This is a genomic window from Streptomyces calvus, from assembly GCF_006782915.1.
GTDB classification, from domain to species: domain Bacteria; phylum Actinomycetota; class Actinomycetes; order Streptomycetales; family Streptomycetaceae; genus Streptomyces; species Streptomyces calvus.
In genome coordinates, this window is sequence record NZ_VCNP01000054.1 from 138,774 (window position 1) to 155,574 (window position 16,801).

The following is a 16,801-nucleotide window of genomic DNA, read 5'->3' on the forward strand; positions in this document are numbered from 1 at the left end:
CCCTCCACGGCCCTTACCGTCACAGGAGACAGCATGTCGCTCACCCGCAGGGACTTCGCCAGGAATTCCGCGATCGCCGGAGCCGGGGTCGCGCTGGCGGGCACGGTCGGCGCCCTCGCCTCCGCGCCCCACGCCCTCGCGTCCGCCGACACCGAGACCGCGGACGGGCGGCCGGGCGACGCGGCGGACCGGGACGGGGACGTCGGCGTCGGTTACGGGCCGCTCGTGCCGGACCCGGCCGGACTCCTCGCCCTGCCCGCGGGATTCACCTACCGCGTCCTCACCCACACCGGCAGGACCCGGCTGGAATCCGGTGAGTTCACGCCCGCCGAGCACGACGGCACCGCCGCCTTCCCCGGCCCGCGCGGCAGCACCCTCCTGGTCAACAACCACGAGATGGACGGCCCCCGCGACGAGGCCGAGTTCCCGGTGCCGCTCACCGAGGGCCTGGTCTACGACCCGGCCGCGCCCGGCGGCTGCACGATCGTCGAGGTGCGCCCCGACGGCAGCGTCGCCGAGTGGGTCGGCATCTCCGGCACCGCCAACAACTGCGCCGGCGGCAGCACCCCCTGGGGCACCTGGCTCACCTGCGAGGAGAACTCCGACCGGGCCGGCGAGAACGGCATGACCAAGGACCACGGCTACGTCTTCGAGGTGGACCCCGCCGACCGGCGCGCCAACCGCGACCCCAAGCCGCTGAAGTTCTTCGGCCGCTACGACCACGAGGCCGTCGTCATCGACACCAAGCGCGGCCACGCCTACCTCACCGAGGACGCCGACGAGCCCAACGGCCTGTTCTACCGCTGGACCCCGCCGGAGGGCTTCCGCTACGGCCCCGGCACCCTCCGCAGGCTCGCCGACGACGCCGGCGTCCTCCAGGCGCCCAAGTGCTACGACTCCGGCGGCCGGTACGTCGACGACCTCTCCCGCGCCACCAAGACCGGCACCGTGTACGGCGTCGACTGGGTGGACGTCCCCGACCGCGACGCCCGCGAGGTCCCGGTCCGCGAGCAGTTCGGCGCCGGCGAGGTCACCCGGGCCCGCAAGCTGGAGGGCATGTGGTGGGCCGACGGCGGCGCGTACATCGTCGCCTCGTACGCCCGTGACGAGAGCCCGGTCCAGCACGACGGCCAGGTCTGGTTCTACGACCCCAAGCGCCGCACCCTCACCCTGAAGGTCCTGCTCGGCGTCAACCGGAACCCGGCCGAGGACGGCGCCTTCGACGGCCCGGACAACATCACCGTCTCCCCGTACGGCGGCCTGATCATCGCCGAGGACGGCGAGGGCGTGCAGCACCTGTTCGGCGCCACCGACAGCGGACGCACCTACCCCATCGCCCGCAACGAACTCAACATCGGCACCGAGGAGGAGCCGGAGTTCAGCGAATTCACCGGCGTCACCTTCTCGCCCGACGGAAAGACCCTGTACGCCAACATCCAGGAACCCGGCATCATGCTCGCCATCACGGGTCCGTGGAAGCGGCAGAAGCTCCGGTGATTAATTCGCTCGCCCGGCCGAGGACCGCCCGCTTAGAGTGACGCACGTCCAGGTGCGAAGGCAGGACCTACTTCCACTCATAATGGGGCGGTCACGGGTTCGAGTCCCGTCACCGGCACAACGCGCCGGTGTAGCTCAGGGGTCAGAGCACCTTGTCGGTTCCGCCGGCCTCGATCTCTGGACACCACAACTTCATGCACCTCCCGGTGCGCGGGCGACGGCTCCTTCGTTGTGATCGAATCCAGGCCGCCGCCGACTTGATCTCGGGAGGCGCAGCACGGCTGGGTGCCCGGTGCGCAGGCAGCGGATACTTCTTTGATCGGAGAGTTGCGGGTTCGAGTCCCGTCGTCGACTTCGGGTCGATGTAGCTCAAGAGGCAGAGCATCCGAATGTCCCCGTCGCCGATTTCGACCTCGGGCACCCTCCTTCGTCGCGCCTCCCTCCGGCATCCGGTATGCGAAAAACCGACTTGAATTCGGGGGAATTCACCATGGCGCGCTTCAACACGCGTACCGCCCAGGCACAGCCGACGTCGCGCGTGACGTCCACCGGTCGCGTGCTGCGCACCTACGAGGGCGGCCGAGGCCGCGAGCGGGAGCCGCGCTCGGAGCTGTTCCTGCTCGCCGTCTCCCATTTCGTGACGCAGCAGACCTTCTACGAGACCGGCGACGAGCGCGACGACCGATTCGCGAAGCTCGTGCGCGAGCTCGCCGTGAGCGACCCGTCCTGGACGGCCGGGCTGCTCGGCTGGCTGCGCGGCGAGGGCAACCTGCGGACCGCGTCGATCGTGGGCGCCGCCGAGTACGTCAAGGCCCGCCTGGACGCCGGCGCGACCGGCGGTCCGTCGAACCGGCAGGTCGTGGACTCCGTACTGCGGCGCCCCGACGAGCCCGGTGAGCTGCTCGCGTACTGGACCGCCACCTACGGCCGGAACATCCCCAAGCCCGTCAAGCGCGGTCTCGCCGACGCCGTCCGCCGGCTCTACGGCGCCAAGGCCCTGCTGAAGTACGACACCGCGTCCAAGGGCTACCGCTTCGGCGACATCCTCAACCTGGTGCACGCGGCACCCGACCCGGACAAGCCGTGGCAGGGCGAGCTGTTCCGCTACGCCCTCGACCGCCGCCACCACCCGGACACCGCGGTGCCGCCCGCCTCGGACCGCGTCCTCGCCGCGCACCGCGAGCTGATGGCGCTGCCCGTCGAGGAGCGGCGCGCGGTCGTCACGGCACCCGACGGGGCCGAGCGGCTCGCCGCGGCCGGCCTCACCTGGGAGGCGCTGGCGGGCTGGCTGCAGGGGCCGATGGACCGGGCGGCCTGGGAGGCCGTCATCCCGTCCATGGGCACCATGGCGCTCGTCCGCAACCTGCGGAACTTCGACGAGGCCGGCGTGTCCGACGAGGTCGCGGCACGGGTCGCCGCCCGGATCGCCGACCCGGCGGAGGTCGCACGGTCGCGGCAGTTCCCCTTCCGCTACCTCGCCGCGTACCGGCACGCGCCGTCGCTGCGCTGGTCGTACCCGCTGGAGCAGGCGCTCGGCCACTCGCTGGCCAACGTGCCCGCGCTGCCCGGCCGCACCCTGGTGCTCGTCGACCGCTCGGGCTCGATGTTCCACGCGCGGCTGTCGGACCGCTCCGAGCTGACCCGTGCGGACGCCGCCGCCGTGTTCGGCACGGCGCTGGCGCTGCGGGCGGCGAAGGCGGACCTCGTCGAGTTCGGCTCGACCAGCAAGCCTGTGGGGTTCCGCCGCGGCGAGTCGGTGCTGAAGATCCTCGGCCGCTTCGGCGACCTCGGCGGCACGGACACCACCGAGGCGGTGCGCCGCCACTACAAGCGGCACGACCGCGTACTGATCGTCACCGACGAGCAGTACGCCCACCACCGGCACGGCGACCCGACCGAGCAGATCCCGGCCGACGTGCCCGTCTACACCTGGAACCTGGCCGGCCACCGGGTGGGCCACGGTCCGTCCGGCACCGCGAACCGGCACACCTTCGGCGGCCTGTCGGACGCCGCGTTCCGGATGGTTCCGCTGCTGGAGGCCGGCCGGAACGCCGACTGGCCGTGGGCCGCCTGAGCCGCCGACCCGGCCCGGCACCCTCCCCGTGCGCCGCTCGATAGGGTACGGGGAGGGTCCCCGGGGGCGAGGAGTGGCTGATGGTGCAGGCCAGACCCATGCGCGCGGACGCCCGCCGCAATCACGAGCGGTTGCTGAAGGTGGCGGTGGAGGCCTTCGCCGCGTACGGAGAGGGCGCCTCGCTCGACGAGATCGCCAAGCGGGCCGGTGTCGGCTCCGGCACGCTCTACCGGCACTTCCCGACCCGCCGGGCGCTGCTGGAGGCCGCCTATGTCGACCGGATCGAGACGATCGCGGCGCGCGCCGCCGAGCTGGGCGAACGACTGCCGCCCGACCAGGCGCTGACGGAGTGGCTGAACGAACTGGGCGCCGGGATGATCCAACTGCGCGGACTGCGGGCGCTGCTGGGTTCGGCCGTCGGCGGCGGGACCGCGGGAGACGGCACCGACTGCTGTGATCCGCTGCTGCGGGCCGTGGCCCGGCTGGTCGGCGCGGCCCAGGAAGCGGGGACGCTGCGGCGGGACGTCGAACCGGTCGACGTGCTGCGGCTGGCCCACGGGGTGGCCACGGCCTCGGAGCTGGCCGGCGGGGAGGGTGCCTGCCTGCGCCGGTATCTGGAACTGCTGACCACGGGCCTGCGGGCGTAGACCGGGCGCCCCCGCTCCACGGGGGCGCCTGGCGGCCTGGCGTACGGACGAGCTACAGCGCCTGCGCGGCCGGCTTGACCATGCCGCGGACCGTGCGCGACTTCACGAAGTCGCCCATCGCGGTCATCTCCCACTCGCCGGAGTACTGGCGGATCAGCTTCGCCATCATCACGCCCGTCTGCGGCTCGGCGCTCGTGAGGTCGAAGCGGACCAGTTCCTCCCCGGTGGCGGCGTCCAGGAGGCGGCAGTACGCCTTGGCGACCTCGGTGAACTTCTGGCCGGAGAAGGAGTTGACCGTGAAGACCAGGCCGGAGACCTCCTGGGGCAGGCGGCCGAGGTCCACCGTGATCACCTCGTCGTCCCCGCCGCCCTCACCGGTGAGGTTGTCGCCGGAGTGGCGGATCGCGCCGTTCACGATCTGGAGCTTGCCGAAGTAGCAGCTGTCGATGTGGTTGCGCTGCGGGCCGTAGGCGATGACCGAGGCGTCCAGGTCGATGTCCTTGCCGCGGTACGCCGGCTCCCAGCCGAGGCCCATCTTGACCTGCGAGAGCAGCGGGCGGCCGCCCTTCATCAGGGAGACGGTCTGGTTCTTCTGGAGGCTGACCCGGCCCTTGTCGAGGTTGATCTTGCCGGTGCCGGGGGCCGCGGCGGGTGGGGCCGGGGGAGCGGCGGGGGCCGCGGCCGGCACCGGGGGTGCCTGCGGGGCGGCGGCCGGCACGGGAGGTGCCTGCGGGGCGGGCCGGGCGGGGGCGGCGGGCTCCTCGACCGTGACGCCGAAGTCGGTGGCGATGCCGGCCAGGCCGTTGGCGTAGCCCTGGCCGACGGCGCGGGCCTTCCAGGCGCCGTTGCGCAGGTAGATCTCGACGACCACCAGCGCCGTCTCGTCGCCCAGGCGCGGGGGTGTGAACGTGGCCAGGACGGTGTTGTCGTCCGCGCTGCGGAGGGTGGCGGTCGGTTCGATGCCCTGGAAGGTCTGGCCCGCGGCGTCCGGGCTCGCGGTGACGACGATCTTCTCGATGCCGGGCGGGAGGGCCTTGGTGTCGACCGTGATGGCGTCGGGGGTGGTGCCGCCGCCCGAGCGGTAGGTCACGCCGGGGCCGCTGGGCTGGTTGTAGAAGATGAAGTCGTCGTCGGAGCGCACCTTGCCGTCGGCGGTGAGCAGCAGGCCCGATACGTCCAGCCGCACGGGCGCGGCGACGTCCACCGTCACTCGGGCGGTGGGGAGGGGGATGTTCGAGCCGGGGGTCATAGCGGTCATGCCGGGTGAACGAGCGGGGCCGTTTTACCGTTCCCTTACCCGGCACGGTCGGCCCAGCGCTTTTCGCGGCCCTCCGGGGCGCACCCGCCGACCCCCGAAGGGCCCCGTCCCCGCACGCCGGACGGACGGGCCAGCAGCCCGCCCGCCCGGCGTGCAGGCACGGCCTACGGCACCACCACGATCTTCCGGCCCACGCCCGCCGCGAACTGCTCCAGGGCCTGCGGGTACTGCTCCAGCGGGATGCGGTCGCTGATGAAGACGTCCGGGTCCAGCACACCGTTCGCGAACAGCTCCGCCGCGCGCTCGTAGCTGTGCAGCACGGCCATCGAACCCGTGATCGTGATCTCCTGGTTGTAGATCCGGTACGGGTCGATCGTCACGCGCGTCGCGTAGTCGGCCACACCGAACTGGAGGAACGTGCCGGCCTTGGCGACCCGGTCCAGGCCGTCCTGGATCGCCGCCGCGTTGCCGGTCGCGTCGATGACGAGGTCCCAGCCCTGCGGACGGTCCAGCTCGTCCGGGTTGGCGGCCGCCGCCGAGACGCCCAGCTTCCGGGCGGTCTCCAGACGCGTCGGGTTGAGGTCCACCATGTCCACGCTCGCCGCACCGGTGCGCTTGGCCAGCTCCAGCATCATCAGGCCCATGGTTCCGGAGCCGTAGATCAGGACGTGGGCGCCGAGGCGGGACTGGAGCACGTCGTAGCCGCGCACCGCGCAGGACAGGGGCTCGATCAGCGCCGCGTCCTGGGTGCGGACGTGGTCGGGGAGCTTGACGCAGTTGGCCACCGGGGCCTTCGCGTACCGGGCGGCGCCGCCGGGCTCGGTGACGCCGATCGCCGCCCAGCGCTCGCACAGGTTGTTGTGGCCGTTGCGGCAGTAGCGGCACTCGTAGCAGTACAGGGAGGGGTCCACCGCGACCTGGTCGCCGACCGCGACCTCGGTGACCTGGCTGCCGACGCCGACCACCTCGCCGGCGAACTCGTGCCCCGGCACGATCGGGAGCTTCGGGGCGAACTCGCCCTGGAGGATGTGCAGGTCGGTGCCGCACAGCCCGCAGGCGGCGACCTCGACCACGACCTCGCGCGGCCCGGGCGTCGGGTCCGGGACCTCGGTGACGACGGCCTTCCCCACGGACTCGATGACGGCGGCCTTCATTTCACGGCTCCCAACGACAGGCCCTGGACCAGCTTGTCCTGGGCGGCGAACCCCGCCGCGAGTACCGGCAGGGAGATGACGAGCGACGCGGCGCACACCTTGGCCAGGAACAGGCCCTGGCTGGTGATGAAGCCGGTCAGGAAGACGGGGGCGGTCTCGGCCACCACACCCGTCAGGACTCGGGCGAACAGCAGTTCGTTCCAGCTGAAGATGAAGCAGATGAGGGACGTCGCGGCGATGCCGGGCAGGGCGATGGGCGCGACCACCCGGGCCAGGATCGTCGGCAGTCTGGCGCCGTCCACCCGTGCCGCCTCGATGATGGCGACCGGGACCTCCGCCAGGAAGGACTGCATCATCCACACCGCGATCGGCAGGTTCATCGAGGTGTAGAGGATGACCAGCAGCCAGATGTTGTCCAGCATGTCCGTGTTCTTGGCGAACAGGTAGATCGGCAGCAGGCCGGCCACGACGGGCAGCATCTTGGTGGAGAGGAAGAAGAACAGGACGTCCGTCCACTTCTTCACCGGGCGGATGGACAGGGCGTAGGCGGCGGGCAGGGCCAGCACCAGCACCAGCAGCGTCGAGGCGACGGACGCCACCGCCGAGTTGATCAGGGCCGGCCAGGGGCTCGCGCCGCCGCCCGCGCCGAAGAACTCGCGGTAGCCGTCGAGGGTGAGGGCGGCGGTGAAGGACGGCGGGTTGGTGGCCGCGTCCGCCTCGGAGTGGAAGGACGTCAGCGCCATCCAGGCGATGGGCAGGAAGAACACGATGCCGGCCAGCCAGGCGACCAGGCCGAGGCCCGCTCCACCGCGGAACCGGCCGCGGGTGCGTACGGCGATGCTGCTCATGCGCGGGACACCTCCTCGCGGAACAGGGACGACACCACGCGCAGGGCGAAGGTCGCGATGATGATCGAGCCGATGACGACCAGGACGCCGGCGGCCGAGGCGAGGCCGTTCTCGTGGGCCTGGTAGAAGGTCTGGTAGACGGTGTAGGGGAGGTTGGCGGTGCCCAGGCCGCCGGAGGTGATGGTGAACACCGCGTCGAAGTTCTGCACGATGTAGATCGAGCCGAGCAGCGCGCCCAGTTCGAGGTAGCGGCGCAGGTGCGGCAGGGTCAGGTGGACGAAGATCTGCCAGTCGCTGGCGCCGTCGACGCGGGCGGCCTCGAGCTGCTGCTGGTCCCGGCTCTGCAGTCCGGCGAGCAGGATCAGCATCATGAACGGGGTCCACTGCCACACCAGTGAGGCCTCGACGGCGAGCAGCGGGGTTTCGCTGATCCAGTCGGGCTGCGGGCCGCCGACGTAGTGCAGCAGGCCGTTGAGGAGGCCGTACTCCGGGTTGTAGAGGACGTGCTTCCACAGCAGCGCCGCCGCCACCGGGACCACCAGGAACGGGGCGATCAGCAGGGTGCGGACGATGCCGCGGCCGCGGAACTTCCGGTCCAGCAGGAGGGCGAGGAGCAGCCCGAGGACGAGGCTCGCCAGGACGACGGCGACGGTCAGCAGGATCGTCGTCCAGACGGACTTGCGCAGGGCCGCGTCGGTGAGCACCTCCTGGTAGTTCTCGAAGCCGGCGAAGTGCCGGGCGTCGGGGTAGAGGGAGTTCCAGTCGAAGAAGGAGATCACCAGCGTCGCCACGAAGGGCAGCTGGGTGACCGCGATCATGAAGATCAGGGCGGGCAGCAGCGGGGCGCGGGTGACCCAGGCGCGCAGCCGGGGGGAGGGCCGGCGAGGGGCCGTGGGTGTCGGCGGAGCGGCCACGGGGGCCGTTGTCGTGGCGGTCATCGTCCCTCGTACTCCTCGGAGATCTCTTCTGCGAGCTGCTGGGACTTCTTCAGGGCCGATTCGACGGACTGCCGTCCGGCGATGGCCGCGCTGATCTCCTGGGAGACCTTGGTGCCGAGGTCGGTGAACTCGGGGATGCCGACGAACTGGATGCCGGGCGCCGGGCGGGGCTGGACGCCGGGGTCGTCGGGCCGGGCCTGCTCGATGGCCGCCTTGGTCATCTCCTGGAAGGCGGCGGCCTCGGCGCGGTAGTCGGGGTTGGCGTAGGTGGAGGCGCGCTTGCCGGCCGGGATGTTGGACCAGCCGAACTCGTCGCCGACCAGCTGCTCGTAGCCCTTGCTGGAGGCCCAGGAGACGAACTTCCAGGCGTTGTCGGGGTTGCGGGAGGCGTGCTGGATGCCCCAGGCCCAGGTGTAGAGCCAGCCGGAGGACTCGGTCTTCTCCACGGGCGCGGGCGCGTAGCCGACCTTGCCCTTGACGGGGGACTTGGCGGCCTCCAGGGAACCGGCCGCGGAGGTGGCGTCGTACCACATGGCGACCTTGCCCTGGGTCATGTTGTTCAGGCACTCGGCGAAGCCGGCCTGGGCGGCGCCGGACTCGCCGTGCTCGCGGACCAGGTCGACATAGAACTTCGTCGCCTTCTGCCACTCCGGGGAGTCGAGCTGCGCGTTCCAGTCCTCGTCGAACCAGGTGCCGCCGAAGGTGTTCACCACCGTGGTCAGCGGGGCCATCACCTCGCCCCAGCCGGGCAGGCCGCGCAGGCAGATGCCCTTCATGCCCGGTTCGGCCCCGTCGAGCTGCGCGGCGAGGTCGGCCACCTGCTGCCAGGTGGGCTTGGCGGGCATGGTCAGGCCCTCCTTCTCGAAGATGTCCTTGCGGTACATCAGGAAGGACGACTCGCCGTAGAAGGGCTGGCCGTAGAGCTTGCCGTCGTCGCCGGTGAGGGACTGGCGCATCGGCTTGAGGATGTCCTGCTCGTCGTACGCGCCGTCCTTCGCCGTGTACGAGTCCATCTCGTGCAGCCAGCCGTTGCGGGCGTAGATCGGGATCTCGTAGTTCGACAGCGTTGCCACGTCGTACTGGCCGGCCTGGTTGGCGAAGTCCTGGCTGATCTTGTCGCGGACGTCGTTCTCCGGCAGCACGGTGAAGTTGACCTTGATGCCGGTGTCCTTGGTGAAGTGGTTCGCGGTCAGCTTCTGCAGCTCGACCATCTGCGGGTTGTTGACCATCAGGACGTTGATGGAGTCACCGCCGGATCCGGCCCCGCCCGCTCCGACCCAGCAGCCGGAGAGCAGCGGGGCGAGTAGCGTCCCTGCGGCGACCGCGGCGAGTGTGGCTCGCGGCGGCCTCCGTCGGCTCTGGGTTCGCATGGATCGCTCCTGGACGTATAGGGAGATAGTGGGCGTCACCTGGCATGGATCGGCCCCATGGGGGGTGTAACGGTGTGCGGATGTGGATCAGACCCGGATGACCTGCGGCCCGAGCAGGGAGTAGCGGTGGGCCTCGGCCGCCGGGAGCAGCGTGCTCGTGACGATCGCCTCCAGCGCGCCGACGTCGGCGAACCGGCAGAAGCTGACCGCCCCGAACTTGGTGTGCACGCCGGCGAAGACGACCCGGCGGGCGGCCCGCACGGCCTGTGCCTTGACCTCGCTGACCGCGGGGTCGGGCGTGGTCAGGCCGTGTTCGCGGGAGATTCCGTTGGCGCCGATGAACGCCAGGTCGATGACGAACCCGGAGAGCATCTTCGTCGTCCAGTGGTCGACGGTGGCGAGGGTCCCGGAGCGGACCCGGCCGCCGAGCAGCAGGACGGAGGCGGTGCCGTTCTCCGCCAGCGCGCCCGCGACCGGCAGCGAGGCGGTGACCACGGTGAGCGGCCGGTCGGTGGGCAGGGCCTCGGCGATGAGCTGGGGGGTGAAGCCCTCGTCGACGAAGACCGTCTCGGCGTCCCCGAGCAGCTCGGCCGCGGCGGCCGCGACCCTGCGCTTCTCGGGCACGTGGCTGGTGGCGCGGAAGGCGAGCGTGGTCTCGAAGCCGGCGCTCTCCACGGGGTAGGCCCCGCCATGGGTGCGCCGCACCAGACCGTGGTCCTCCAGGGCGCGCAGATCCCGTCGTACGGTCTCCTTGGCCACGCCCAGTTCGACGGCCAGTGCGGTGACGTCGACCGATCCGGTGGCACGCGCCACCCGGACGATCTCCCGCTGGCGCTCTTCGGCCGTCCGGTTGCCCATGGCCGAACACCTGCTTCCTGATCTCACTGCCCGTTCGGGCCCGGTGGGACCCATGCAGGAAGTTCTACAGCGGACGACCGCTGCTGACCAGGTCTGTTGAGGATCCGGTCATGCCCGGTTGTGCCCGTTCGGCTCACGCGGGGCCCGGCCCGGACCTGCAAAAGAGCGGGTGGAGGCGTGGGATCGGGCAGCCCGGATGCCCGAATGGGAGGGCGGGCGGGCCCGTTCGGTGCCCGCCCGCCCTTGTGAGCGTCCTTTTCCCGCCGACCGGAGGCCGGCCGGGACCCGTCAGTACGGCCAGATCGGAGGGTCGGTGAGGAAGTGCCCGCCCAGGCAGGCATGGGCCGGATTGTCCGGGTCCAGTTCGCCCTGCTCGGCGATCAGCTTCTCGGCGAACGGCTCGGAGTCGTCCTGCGGTTCGTAGCCGAGGGCCCGCGCGGAGGTGAGGTCCCACCACAGCCGGGTGTTGGCCGAGGAGCCGTGCACGACGGTGTGGCCGACGTTCTCGGCGGTCAGGGCGGCGTGGAGGAGGCGGGCGCCGTCGGCGGGGCTCATCCACACCGAGAGCATGCGCACGCTGGTCGGCTCGGGGAAGCAGGAGCCGATGCGCACGGAGACGGTCTCCAGTCCGTGCTTGTCCCAGTAGAACTGGGCGAGGTCCTCGCCGAAGCACTTGGACAGGCCGTAGAAGGTGTCCGGGCGGCGCGGGGTGTCGACCGGGATGAGCGGGTCGTCGCCCTGCGGGCGCGGGGTGTAGCCGACGGCGTGGTTGGAGGAGGCGAAGACGATGCGCGTGACGCCTTCCTCGCGGGCGGCCTCGTACAGGTGGTAGGTGCCCTCGATGTTGGCCTTGAGGATCTTCGCGAAGGGGGCTTCCAGGGAGATGCCCGCGAGGTGGATGATCGCGTCGACGCCGCGGACCGCCTCGCGCACGGCGTCCCGGTCGGCGAGGTCCGCGACGATCGCGTCCGGCTCGCCGTCGATCGGGCGCAGGTCCAGCAGGCGCAGGTCGTAGCCGTAGTCCGGCAGGATCCCGCGCATCAGGGTGCCGAGTCCTCCGGCGGCGCCGGTGAGCAGAACGGTGCGGGGAGCGGGCATCCTCGGGTCTCCTTGCATCGCCGGCCGTGTCGGCCGTACAGAGGGATGTACGTACACATGGGCGCACGGCATTCATATGCGTGGACACGCTAAGGAGATCGGGTGCGGCCCGTCAAGTGTGCCGCGACTTCCCGCGGAACGCGAGAATCCGCTGGTGTGCGACGAGCCGGTGCGCTTGACCGCGGTTGCTTCGGCGTCTTAGCGTGTACATGTTCAGGAATATGGACGTGAATCATGAATATGGACCCGGGAGAGCTTGTGACGCCAGCCCCTCTCACCGCCCGACTCAGTGTCCCCAGCGGGCCGTTGTTCTTCCCGGTCACCGCCTACGGCCCCGACGGCGCCGTCGACCTCGACACCTACCGGCTGCACGTGCGGCGCGGGGTGGAGGCCGGCGCCGCCGCCGTCTTCGCCTGCTGCGGCACCGGTGAGTTCCACGCACTGACGCCCGAGGAGTTCGGCGACTGCGTCCGGGCCGCCGTGGAGGCCACCGAGGGCCGCGTCCCGGTCGTCGCGGGAGCCGGCTACGGCACGGCCCTCGCCGTGCGCTACGCCCGGCTGGCCGAGCGGGCCGGGGCCGACGGGCTGCTCGCGATGCCGCCGTACCTGGTCAGGGCCGCACAGGAGGGGCTGCTGCGGCACTACCGCGAGATCGCCGCCGCCACCTCCCTGCCGGTCGTCGTCTACCAGCGCGACAACGCCGTCCTCAGCCCGCCGACCGTCGTCGAACTGGCCCGCACCGAAGGGATCATCGGCCTCAAGGACGGCCACGGCGACCTCGACCTGATGCGCAGGACCGTCGGCGCCGTCCGCACCGAGGCCCCCGGCGACTTCCTCTACTTCAACGGGCTGCCCACCGCCGAACTCACCCAGCCCGCCTACCGCGGCATCGGCATCACCCTGTACTCGTCCGCGGTGTTCTGCTTCGCGCCCCAGATCGCCCTCGCCTGCCACACCGCCTTCCGCACCGGCGACGACGCCACCGCGGACCGGCTGATCGACGGCTTCTACCGGCCTTTCGTCGAACTGCGCGCCCAGGGCCCCGGGTACGCCGTCTCCCTCGTCAAGGCCGCCGTGCGGATGGGCGGACTGGACGTGGGGGAGGTGCGGCCGCCGCTGCACGAACCGGCCGGGGATCATGTCGAACAGCTCGCCCGGCTGATCGAGCGGGGCCACGCGCTCATCGAGGAGGACAAGTGAAGGCCTCGGCATTCGTCTACCCCTGGGACGTCAACGGGGACCCGGAGGCACCCGTGCGGACCGCCGCGCTCGGCGTCACCCAGGTGACGCTCGCCTCCGCCTACCACTCCACGCGCGCCCTGACCCCGCGCCACCCGCGCCACCGCATCGTCACCGCCGAACACGCGGCCGTGCTCTACCCGCCCGGCGACCGCTGGTCCGGCCGCACCCTGAGCCCGTACCCGGCCGGTGACTGGGCGCCCGGCGACGCCTTCGGCGAGGCCGCCGAAGCACTGGCGGACGCCGGCCTGGAGGTGCACACCTGGGTGGTGCTCGCCCACAACTCCCGCCTGGGCGCCGAGCGTCCGGACACCTCCGTGGTCAACGCCTACGGCGACCGCTACCCGTGGGCGCCGTGCATCGCGCAGCCCGCCACCCGCGCCTACCTCATCGAGCTGGCCGCCGAGGCCGCGGTACGGCCCGGCGCGCGCGGCACCGAACTGGAGTCCCTCGGCTGGTACGGGCTGGCCCATCTGCACGCCCACGACAAGACCGCCGGGGTCGGGCTCGGGGGCGCCGGGCAGTACCTGATGTCCCTGTGCTTCTGCCCCGCCTGCCGCGACGGCTACGCCGCCGAGGGCCTGGACGCCGGTGAACTGGCCGCCGCCGTACGGGACGCGCTGGACCCGGTGTGGCGGGGCGCCGCCTGTGACGGAGGCTGGGCGGGCGTGGAGAAGCTCCTCGGCGCGGCGAGGGCCGGCGCCACCCGCGCCTGGCGCGACCGCACCGCCCGCACCCTCCAGGAGGCGGCGGTCGCGGCCGTGCGGCGGGCCGCACCCGAGGGCTTCCAGGTGCTGCTGCACGCGGACCCGGTCTCCTACCACTGCGGCGCCAACGCCGGTGTCGACCCCGCGCACATCCTCTCCGTCGCCGACGGCGTGGTCGTGCCCTGCACCGGCGGCGCCGGCCTGCTGACGCCGTTCGCGCGCGAGGGCCGCGACGGTGCCGTCCTCGCCGCCAACTTCACCGTGGTCTCCGGCATGGGCGGCAGCCCCGGCACCCTCGCGGCGGACGCGGCCGAGGCGCGCCGGCTCGGCGCCACCGAACTGCGCCTGTATCACGCCGGGTTGGCGTCCGACGGCGACCTGGAGGCGGTGCGCTCGGCGCTCGCCGGGCGGTGAAGCAGGGCCGCGGCGGTCGCGGCCAGCGCGCATCCCACGACGACCAGCAGCAGCCGGTGGCCGACCGGTTCGACCAGCGCCGCGCCCACCGCGAGGCCGACGACGTTCGGCGTGAACACCAGCGTGTTCGCGGTCGCGGTGACCCGCCCCAGCAGCGGGCCCGGCGTCTGCTGCTGCACCGCGGTCAGCGCGGCGATCAGCACCGCGGGCAGGCCCGCGCCGATCGCCGCGCTGCACGCCCACGCCAGCGCGTCGTCCGGCACCGCGCGCAGCGCCACCGCCACGGCGAGCAGCGCGATGCCGCACGCCGCGAAGCGCCGTGCGCCGAGCCGGCGCAGGGCCGGACCGGAGAGCAGGCCCACGGTCACCGAGCCCGCGCCCTGCACGGCGTACAGCACACCGGCGTACGCGGGGGAGTGGCCCAGGTCGTCGACCACGGCGTAGACCAGCGCGCCGCTCAGGCCGGCGCACAGCATCGTGGCGCCGCCCGCCACGACCAGCGGGCGCAGCACCGGATGCGACCACAGGTGGCGGGCGCCCTCGGCGGACCGCACCCGGTGGCCGTCCGACGGCGGCGCCGGACGGTCCGCCGGGATCCGCAGGAACGCGTACACCGCCGCGGCGAGCACGAAGGTGAGCGCGTCCAGCAGGGCCACGCCCGCCCCGCCGTACGCCGTGTACAGGCCCGCGCCCGCCAACGGTGCCACCAGTTTCATGCCCTCGTTCGCGGTCATCCGCAGCCCGTTGAAGTCGCCGAGCAGGGAACGGTCCACGGCAGCGGCGACCAGCGCCGACTCGGCCGCGTCGTGGACGACACCCACCGCGCCGTACACGAACAGCACCGCGTACAGCAGCCACAGGCCGCGTGGCGAGTCGACGGTGCACAGGGTGAGCAGCAGGCCCGCCAGGAACAGGCTCGCGCCGATCAGCAGCGGTGTGCGGCGCGCCCGGTCGGCGAGGCCGCCCAGCAGCGGGCCGGCCAGGGTCGGGGCCCACATGGCCAGCAGGCACAGGGCCGCCAGCCGGTCCGAGCCGGTGAGGTCCTTGACCCACACACCGGCGGCCAGCCACAGCGCCGAGGTGCCGAAACCCGAGATCACCACCCCGGCGAGGAAGAGTCCGGCGTTGCGGTCGCGCACCACGCGCACCGCGCTCCAGCCGGCCCTGCCGGCGTTCTTGGTCGTCATGCCCGACCATCGTGGGTCTAAGGCCCGGGGGTGCGGATCGGGCAACTGCCCTAGGGTCTGTCGTTTGGATCAGGTCGGCTGGGAGACGCAGCGCTTCTCAGCCCACCCGAGCGGGGCGTGGTGCGTGCAGCTGCAAGGCGGAGGAGGGCGGCGACGCGGAGCGTCGACAACCGACGACAACGCAGCAGATGTGCGTGCCACGCCCCGCGAAACCGACATGATCCAAACGACAGGCCCTAGGGGTGGCGTTCGGACCAGGCCGACTCCGGGCAACGGCGCGTCCCCGCCGACCCGGCGACCCCGGCAGGATCCGAACGACGCCCCTGGGGTCCGGCGTCCGGGCGGCCCGGCCGTGAGGTGGGGCGCGCCGTCCGCGCCGGTCCGCGCCGGCCCGCGCCGGTCCGACGACGGGCGCCGCGACTCCGGGATGGTCCCCGTGACACCGGGACGATCTCCGCGACACCGGGACGATCGCCGCGACAGGCCCTCCGGACGCCGGACCGGACGCGTGTGCCGGGCCCCGCGGGCCCGCGACGGTTCGGCGACGGGCTCGGGACGGGGACGGGCGGGCGATGAGTTCCGCGGTTCGGACCGGTCTGCCTTCCAGGGCCGGGACACAGCGACGTTCCGCGGACCCGTACACGCGACGGAAGGCAGGTCATGACCGACATCCCTCTCGACCTCGGACCACAGGCACGCATCGTGGCGCGCCTGGCCGAGCACGTCACCGACGACGAGCTGGCGGGCGGGACGCCCTGCCCGGAGTACGCGGTGCGCGCCGTGCTGGGCCACATCCTCGGGCTGGCCGTGGCCTTCCGCGACGCCGCGCGCAAGGACCTCGGCGTCACCACCGACACCAGCCCGGACACCGCCGTGCCGGACATCGGCCCCGGCTGGCGCGAGGAGCTGCCCAAGGCGCTCGACGAACTCGCCGACGCCTGGCGGGATCCGGCCGCCTGGACCGGCATGACCCGGGCCGGGGGCGTGGACCTGCCGGGCGAGGTCGCGGGCGCCGTCGTCGCCGACGAACTGGTGATCCACGGCTGGGACCTGGCCCGCGCCACCGGCCAGGACTACACGCCCGACCCCGTGGCGCTCCGCGCGGTGCACGACTTCCTCGCCGCGGCGGCCGAGGAGTCCGACCGGGGCCCCTTCGGCCCGGTCGTCCCCGTCCCGGACGACGCTCCGCTCCTGGACCGCGCGGTCGGCCTGAGCGGCCGAGACCCGGGCTGGACGCGCTCCGTGTGAGCCCCTGAGCGGCGCGCTCCGGCCGCGTGCGGCCGGCACCGGCGGCCTGCTGCACCACCGCGGCCGGTGTGCCGCCGTCGTACGCCCCGCCGCGCCACCGCCGGCCGGCGGGCCGCCCGTGCCCGGGACGGACGCACCCGTCCCGCACCCGTCGCGCACCCGTCCCGGCACCCGTCGCGCACCCGTCCCGGCACCCGTCGCGCACCCGTCCCGCGCCCGGCCCGCACCCGTCCCGCGCCCGGCCCGCACCCGTCCCGCGAAGCA

General features: G+C 72.6%; 14 protein-coding genes and 1 tRNA gene. 7 read left to right on the forward strand and 8 right to left on the reverse strand.

Annotated elements, in window-relative coordinates; all coding sequences use genetic code 11:
- Positions 1–33: 33 nt before the first annotated feature.
- From FGW31_RS26805 to FGW31_RS26815, 4 genes are all read left to right on the forward strand, one after another.
- Positions 34–1,497 carry an alkaline phosphatase PhoX gene (locus FGW31_RS26805; RefSeq protein ID WP_142196103.1) on the forward strand — a complete coding sequence of 488 codons (1,464 nt, stop codon included), beginning with the start codon at positions 34–36 and terminating at the stop codon, positions 1,495–1,497.
- A 45-nt stretch (positions 1,498–1,542) separates the two neighbouring features.
- Positions 1,543–1,612 (forward strand) — tRNA-Met (locus FGW31_RS35130).
- A 375-nt stretch (positions 1,613–1,987) separates the two neighbouring features.
- Complete coding sequence (locus FGW31_RS26810) at positions 1,988–3,571, forward strand: TROVE domain-containing protein (protein WP_142196104.1); 1,584 nt, start codon at positions 1,988–1,990, stop codon at positions 3,569–3,571.
- An 80-nt stretch (positions 3,572–3,651) separates the two neighbouring features.
- Positions 3,652–4,218 (forward strand): TetR/AcrR family transcriptional regulator, encoded by a 567-nt coding sequence (locus FGW31_RS26815; protein WP_142196105.1) that lies wholly within the window; start codon positions 3,652–3,654, stop codon positions 4,216–4,218.
- A gap of 52 nt (positions 4,219–4,270) precedes the next feature.
- On the opposite strand, the gene FGW31_RS26820 is transcribed toward FGW31_RS26815, so the two are convergent.
- From FGW31_RS26820 to FGW31_RS26850, 7 genes are all read right to left on the reverse strand, one after another.
- On the reverse strand, positions 4,271–5,467 hold the full coding sequence (locus tag FGW31_RS26820; protein ID WP_142196230.1) for a TerD family protein: 1,197 nt from the start codon (positions 5,465–5,467) through the stop codon (positions 4,271–4,273).
- Between the two features lie 173 nt (positions 5,468–5,640).
- Positions 5,641–6,630: a zinc-dependent alcohol dehydrogenase family protein gene (locus tag FGW31_RS26825; protein ID WP_142196106.1), complete on the reverse strand. Its 990-nt coding sequence runs from the start codon at positions 6,628–6,630 to the stop codon at positions 5,641–5,643.
- Positions 6,627–7,478 carry a carbohydrate ABC transporter permease gene (locus FGW31_RS26830; protein WP_142196107.1) on the reverse strand — a complete coding sequence of 284 codons (852 nt, stop codon included), beginning with the start codon at positions 7,476–7,478 and terminating at the stop codon, positions 6,627–6,629. The genes FGW31_RS26825 and FGW31_RS26830 overlap by 4 nt, the downstream gene beginning before the upstream one ends.
- On the reverse strand, positions 7,475–8,416 hold the full coding sequence (locus FGW31_RS26835) for a carbohydrate ABC transporter permease (protein WP_142196108.1): 942 nt from the start codon (positions 8,414–8,416) through the stop codon (positions 7,475–7,477). The genes FGW31_RS26830 and FGW31_RS26835 overlap by 4 nt, the downstream gene beginning before the upstream one ends.
- The gene (locus tag FGW31_RS26840; RefSeq protein ID WP_142196109.1) at positions 8,413–9,786 is read right to left on the reverse strand and encodes an ABC transporter substrate-binding protein; all 1,374 of its coding nucleotides are present in this window, start codon (positions 9,784–9,786) and stop codon (positions 8,413–8,415) included. The genes FGW31_RS26835 and FGW31_RS26840 overlap by 4 nt, the downstream gene beginning before the upstream one ends.
- Before the next feature lie 87 nt (positions 9,787–9,873).
- Positions 9,874–10,644 (reverse strand): DeoR/GlpR family DNA-binding transcription regulator, encoded by a 771-nt coding sequence (locus FGW31_RS26845; protein WP_142196110.1) that lies wholly within the window; start codon positions 10,642–10,644, stop codon positions 9,874–9,876.
- A gap of 288 nt (positions 10,645–10,932) precedes the next feature.
- A complete protein-coding gene (locus FGW31_RS26850; RefSeq protein WP_142196111.1) occupies positions 10,933–11,742 on the reverse strand; it encodes an NAD-dependent epimerase/dehydratase family protein in 810 nt (269 codons plus the stop codon).
- 258 nt (positions 11,743–12,000) lie between these two features.
- Here FGW31_RS26850 and FGW31_RS26855 point away from each other — a divergent pair, with 258 nt between their 5' ends.
- Together FGW31_RS26855 and FGW31_RS26860 are read left to right on the forward strand one after the other, a co-directional pair.
- Positions 12,001–12,942 (forward strand): 5-dehydro-4-deoxyglucarate dehydratase, encoded by a 942-nt coding sequence (locus tag FGW31_RS26855; RefSeq protein ID WP_142196112.1) that lies wholly within the window; start codon positions 12,001–12,003, stop codon positions 12,940–12,942.
- Positions 12,939–14,102 (forward strand): hypothetical protein, encoded by a 1,164-nt coding sequence (locus FGW31_RS26860; protein ID WP_142196113.1) that lies wholly within the window; start codon positions 12,939–12,941, stop codon positions 14,100–14,102. Before FGW31_RS26855 ends, FGW31_RS26860 begins: the two co-directional genes overlap by 4 nt.
- On the opposite strand, the gene FGW31_RS26865 is transcribed toward FGW31_RS26860, so the two are convergent.
- Entirely contained in the window at positions 14,039–15,289 is a 1,251-nt protein-coding gene (locus tag FGW31_RS26865; RefSeq protein ID WP_142196114.1) for an MFS transporter, read from the reverse strand. The genes FGW31_RS26860 and FGW31_RS26865 overlap by 64 nt on opposite strands.
- Before the next feature lie 660 nt (positions 15,290–15,949).
- Between FGW31_RS26865 and FGW31_RS26875 the strand changes: the two genes are divergently transcribed.
- Positions 15,950–16,537: a TIGR03086 family metal-binding protein gene (locus tag FGW31_RS26875; RefSeq protein ID WP_142196116.1), complete on the forward strand. Its 588-nt coding sequence runs from the start codon at positions 15,950–15,952 to the stop codon at positions 16,535–16,537.
- Positions 16,538–16,801 lie beyond the last annotated feature (264 nt).

Coding starts and splice junctions, on each gene's coding strand:
- FGW31_RS26820 (WP_142196230.1), bottom strand. CDS start 5,467: ATGACCCCCGGCTCGAACATCCCCCTCCCCACCGCCCGAGTGACGGTG.
- FGW31_RS26865 (WP_142196114.1), bottom strand. CDS start 15,289: ATGACGACCAAGAACGCCGGCAGGGCCGGCTGGAGCGCGGTGCGCGTG.
- FGW31_RS26830 (WP_142196107.1), bottom strand. CDS start 7,478: ATGAGCAGCATCGCCGTACGCACCCGCGGCCGGTTCCGCGGTGGAGCG.
- FGW31_RS26805 (WP_142196103.1), top strand. CDS start 34: ATGTCGCTCACCCGCAGGGACTTCGCCAGGAATTCCGCGATCGCCGGA.
- FGW31_RS26810 (WP_142196104.1), top strand. CDS start 1,988: ATGGCGCGCTTCAACACGCGTACCGCCCAGGCACAGCCGACGTCGCGC.
- FGW31_RS26845 (WP_142196110.1), bottom strand. CDS start 10,644: ATGGGCAACCGGACGGCCGAAGAGCGCCAGCGGGAGATCGTCCGGGTG.
- FGW31_RS26815 (WP_142196105.1), top strand. CDS start 3,652: ATGGTGCAGGCCAGACCCATGCGCGCGGACGCCCGCCGCAATCACGAG.
- FGW31_RS26840 (WP_142196109.1), bottom strand. CDS start 9,786: ATGCGAACCCAGAGCCGACGGAGGCCGCCGCGAGCCACACTCGCCGCG.
- FGW31_RS26825 (WP_142196106.1), bottom strand. CDS start 6,630: ATGAAGGCCGCCGTCATCGAGTCCGTGGGGAAGGCCGTCGTCACCGAG.
- FGW31_RS26850 (WP_142196111.1), bottom strand. CDS start 11,742: ATGCCCGCTCCCCGCACCGTTCTGCTCACCGGCGCCGCCGGAGGACTC.
- FGW31_RS26875 (WP_142196116.1), top strand. CDS start 15,950: ATGACCGACATCCCTCTCGACCTCGGACCACAGGCACGCATCGTGGCG.
- FGW31_RS26835 (WP_142196108.1), bottom strand. CDS start 8,416: ATGACCGCCACGACAACGGCCCCCGTGGCCGCTCCGCCGACACCCACG.